Here is a 4,632-nt window from a genome sequence, read left to right on the forward strand (position 1 = left end):
GGCTCGGCCCTGCTCGGCGTGATCGAGCCGCAATCGACCGGCATCGGCGGCGATTGCTTTGCGCTGATCCAGCCGCGGGGTGAGGGCAAGATCATCGCCTATAACGGCTCCGGCCGCGCGCCGAAGGCGGCAAACGCCGACTGGTATCTCGAACGCAAGATCAACTCCGTGCCGTTGACCTCGGCGCATGCGGTGTCGATTCCCGGTGTGGTCGATGCCTTCGCGACCGTCTTGCGCGATCACGGCAAGTTCGGCCTCGACCGGCTGCTCCAGCCCGCGATCAAGGCGGCCGAGGAAGGCTACGTCGTCGCGCCCCGCATCGCTTTCGACTGGAAGAACCAGTTCGAGAAGCTGAAGGGTGGCACCAACACCGTGCGTTATTTGTTGCCGGGCGGCAAGCCGCCAGTGGCCGGCGACGTCATCCGCCAGGCCGAGCTCGGCAAGACGCTGCGCGCGATCGCCAAGGACGGCCGCGATGCCTTCTACAAGGGCCCGATCGCGGAAGACATGGTCGAGACTTTGCGCGGGATCGGCGGCCTGCACACGCTCGACGATTTCGCCGCGCACACCACCGAGACGACGTCGCCGATCGGCACCATGTACAAGGGTTACGATGTCTGGCAGTGCCCGCCGAACGGGCCCGGCCTCACCATGCTGCTGATGCTCAACATCCTGTCGCGGTTCGACCTGACAAAATACGCGCCGCTCAGCATCGAGCGCTTCCATCTCGAGGCGGAAGCCGCGCGCATCGCCTACATGCATCGCGAGCTGCATGTGGCCGACCCTGAGCACATGCAGATCGAGGTCGCGAAGATCCTCGCCAAGGAGTTCTGCGACGAGCACATCGCCAAGATCCGCATGGACGGCATGCTCGACCTGCCGAACGTTGCTCCGCCGATGAATCCCTCGACCATCTACATCACCGTCGTGGACAGGGACCGCAACGTCTGCTCGTTCATCAACTCGATCGCGCATTCGTTCGGCTCGGCGATCGTCTCGAACAAGACCGGCGTCTTGTTCCAGAACCGCGCCGGCGGCTTCCGCATTCAGCCCGGCCACCCCAACTGCATCGCCGGTGGCAAGCGCCCGCTGCACACGATCATGCCGAGCCTGCTCACTAAGGGCGGCCGCTCCGTAATGCCGTTCGCGGTGATGGGCGGACAGTACCAGCCGGTCGGCCAGACCCGCGTCGTGACCAACATCCTCGACTACGGCTGCGACGTGCAGGAGGCGATCGACATGCCGCGCGGCCTGCACTACGAGGGCCAGTATCAGCTCGAGGACAGCGTGCCGGCTGCGATCGTCGAAGGCCTGAAGAAGCTCGGCCACAAGACGACCAGCGTGGTCGGTCCGCTCGGTGGCGCTCAGGCAATCTGGATCGATTGGGACAAGGGTACGCTGACCGGCGGTTCCGATCCGCGCAAGGACGGCTGCGCGTTGGGGTACTGATCGCGCGCGCGAGTTCCCCGCACAAGATCAGGAAAAGTTGACGAAGGGCGATGCGGCAATTTCTGCATCGCCCTTTCTCGTTCGGAACGGAGCTCATCGCTTCAGGTTAAGGGGCGATGGCGGTGCAGGCGTGCGCTGCTTTGCAGATAAGCGGCGGAGGCGTCGATGTCCGACAAATCGAGTTCCAGGCAATCAGCATTCGATCGGCGCGCCTTCATGGCCGGCGCCGCTGGCAGTGCGCTCGTCCCGATCACGGCGCGCGCCGCCGCAGAGGAGGCCAGGGCCCCCGTCGCACAGGATCCGTCGCTTCCCATCGACGTCACGCTGCGGGTCAACGGCAAGGACAAGCGCCTGAGCATTGATGCGCGCACCACGGTGCTCGACGCGCTGCGCGAACATCTCAAGCTCACCGGCAGCAAGAAGGGCTGCGACCATGGTCAGTGCGGCGCCTGCACCGTGCTGATCGACGACCGGCGGGTGGTGTCGTGTCTCACGCTCGCACTCGCCGCGGAAGGGCAGGAGATCACGACCATCGAGGGCCTCGCCACCGACGACCGCCTGCATCCGATGCAGCAGGCCTTTGTGGACAACGATGCATTCCAATGCGGCTATTGTACGCCCGGCCAGATCATGTCCGCCGTGGCCTGCGTCAAGGAGGGGCATGCGGGAAGCGAGGCCGACATCCGCGAATATATGAGCGGCAACATCTGCCGCTGCGCCGCCTATCCCAACATCGTTGCGGCCGTGAAGCAGGCCGCGCCCGAGATCATGAAGGGCTAGACGCATGCGACCTTTCTCGTATCAAAGGGCAACAGATCCGACCGTGGCCGTGCAGGCGCTCAGCGCCGCCGCGGCGTCGAAAGATGCGTTGACCAAGGCTGCAGCGCAGCCGCTTGCGGGCGGCACCACGTTGATCGACTTGATGAAGCTCGACGTGATGCGGCCGACCTCGATCGTCGATATCAATCCGCTTGCGGACGGCTGGTCGGCAATCGAGCCCAAGGGCGACGGCCTCCGCCTCGGCGCGCTCGCGAAGATGTCGGATGTCGCCGCGCATGAGGAGATCCAGCGCCACTACCCGGTGATCGCAAATTCGCTGAAGCTCGCAGCGAGCGCCCAGCTGCGCAACATGGCGACGCTCGGCGGCAACGTGATGCAGCGGACGCGTTGCAGCTATTTCCGCGATGTCTCCTATGAGAATTGCAACAAGCGCAATCCCGGCTCCGGCTGTGCCGCCATGGACGGCGTCAACCGCATGCATGCCGTCCTCGGCGCGTCCGATCAGTGCATTGCGACCTATCCCGGCGATTTTGCCCAGGCCCTGATCGCGCTGGACGCCATGGTCGAGATCACCGGCAGATCCGGCACGCGCAACATGCCGTTCGCACAATTACACAAGGCGCCCGGCAATACGCCCGACATCGAGACGACGCTTCGGCCGGGCGAGCTGATCTCGGCCTTCTCCATCTCCGGCCGCTGGCCGCGTTCGGTGTACCTGAAGGCGCGCGACCGGCAATCCTATGAGTTCGCGCTGTCGTCGGCTGCGGTCGCGCTCGACGTACAAGAGGGCACGGTCAGGGACGTGCGGATCGCCCTTGGCGGCGTCGCCACCGTGCCCTGGCGCGCGCGAGAGGCGGAGGCGGTGTTGAAGGGGCAGAAGTTCGATGACGGCTTGGCGCAGCGCGTCGCGGATGCCGCCTTCGCAGGCGCCAAGGGTCGTCGGCACAACAGCTTCAAGATCGCGCTCGGCAAGCGCGTAGTGGCGCGCGCGCTCCAGCAGGCCGTAACGATGGAGATCCGATCATGACCGCTGCAGCTCCCGTGCCGAAGGTGAATATGGGCAAGCCGGTGCCGCGCTATGACGCGGCCGCAAAAGTCACGGGGCGCGCGACCTACGCCTCCGACATGCCGCTGGACAATCCGGCTTATGCATTCCTGGCCACCAGTGCGATTGCCAGGGGGCGCATCGACGGTTTCGATCTCGATGACGCCAAGCGTGTCCGCGGCGTGATCGACATCGTCACCCACGAGAACGCGCCGAAGCTGAAGGAGTCGAAGCTGTTCAGCAATGGCGGCTATGCGGGCACGACGATCCAGCCGCTGAAGTCGGCCGATATCGCCCATGACGGCCAGATCATCGCTGTCGTCGTCGCGGAAAGTTATGAGGCCGCGCGCGAGGCGGCCAACCGGGTCAAAGTCAGCTACACCGCCACGGCGCCGAGTGCGACTTTCGACTCGCCCGGGACCACCACGGCGGCCGCGAAGGGGCAGAGTGCCCAGTTCAAGGAAGATCCCGAGGTCGGGGATTTCGCCAAGGCGTTCGATGCGGCCGAGATCAAGCTGACCGCCTCCTACGAGACGCCGACGCAGCATCACAATCCGATGGAGCTGTTCTCGACGAGCTGCGTGTGGATGGGCGACAACCTCGTCATCTATGAGGGTAGCCAGTTCGTCTACGGCTTGAAGAACGGCGTTGCCGAGCAGCTCGGCATCGACGCCGACAAGGTGCGCGTGGTCAATCCCTATGTTGGCGGCGGTTTTGGTTCGCGCGGCTCGATGACGCCGCGGACCGCCATCATCGCCGGCATTGCCAAGCGCTTGAACCGACCGATCAAGCTGGTCCCGACCCGCGACCAGGGGTTTACCATCACAACGCATCGCGCCGAGACTCGGCATGAGATCAAGCTTGGCGCCAGTCGGGACGGCAAGCTGCTCGCTTTGAGGCATGAGGGGGCTGAAGTCTCCTCGCGTCCCGACGCCTATTGCGTCGGCGGCACCAAGACGACGACGCGGCTTTATGCCTGTCCGAACGTCGACAGCCTCGTCTCGATCGTGCGCGCCGATCGCAACACCCCCGGCTTCATGCGCTCACCGCCGGAGGTGCCGTATCTGTTCGCGCTGGAGAGCGCGATGGATGAGCTCGCGTTGAAGCTGAACATGGATCCGGTCGAGCTTCGCCGCATAAACGATACCAATTTTGAGCCGATCGGCGGCAAGCCCTATACATCGCGCTCGCTGATGGCCTGTTTCGATGAGGCGGCCAAGGCGTTCGGCTGGGCGCAGCGCTCGCCGCAGCCGAAATCGATGTCGGACGGCGACTGGCTGATCGGCTATGGCTGTGCCGCCACCTGCTATCCGACGCAGATGGCGCCGTCTGCTGCGCGCGTGCGCCTGCAGCGTGCC

General features: G+C 64.9%; 4 protein-coding genes. All 4 read left to right on the top strand.

The genetic code is table 11. The features are described from left to right. Positions 1 to 1,449: gamma-glutamyltransferase family protein (locus MOV74_RS31715; RefSeq protein WP_246930920.1), on the top strand; the 1,449-nt coding region annotated here is incomplete at its 5' end. A gap of 165 nt (positions 1,450 to 1,614) precedes the next feature. After that, a complete protein-coding gene (locus MOV74_RS31720; RefSeq protein ID WP_246930922.1) occupies positions 1,615 to 2,229 on the top strand; it encodes a (2Fe-2S)-binding protein in 615 nt (204 codons plus the stop codon). Between the two features lie 4 nt (positions 2,230 to 2,233). Next, positions 2,234 to 3,256, top strand: a complete 1,023-nt coding sequence (locus tag MOV74_RS31725) for a xanthine dehydrogenase family protein subunit M (RefSeq protein WP_246930925.1) — start codon at positions 2,234 to 2,236, stop codon at positions 3,254 to 3,256. Next, positions 3,253 to 4,632, top strand: a 1,380-nt coding sequence (locus tag MOV74_RS31730; protein ID WP_246930927.1) for a xanthine dehydrogenase family protein molybdopterin-binding subunit, incomplete at its 3' end; no start/stop codon positions are given. The genes MOV74_RS31725 and MOV74_RS31730, both read left to right, overlap by 4 nt.

This window comes from Bradyrhizobium sp. SHOUNA76, from assembly GCF_023006445.1.
Taxonomy (GTDB): domain Bacteria; phylum Pseudomonadota; class Alphaproteobacteria; order Rhizobiales; family Xanthobacteraceae; genus Bradyrhizobium.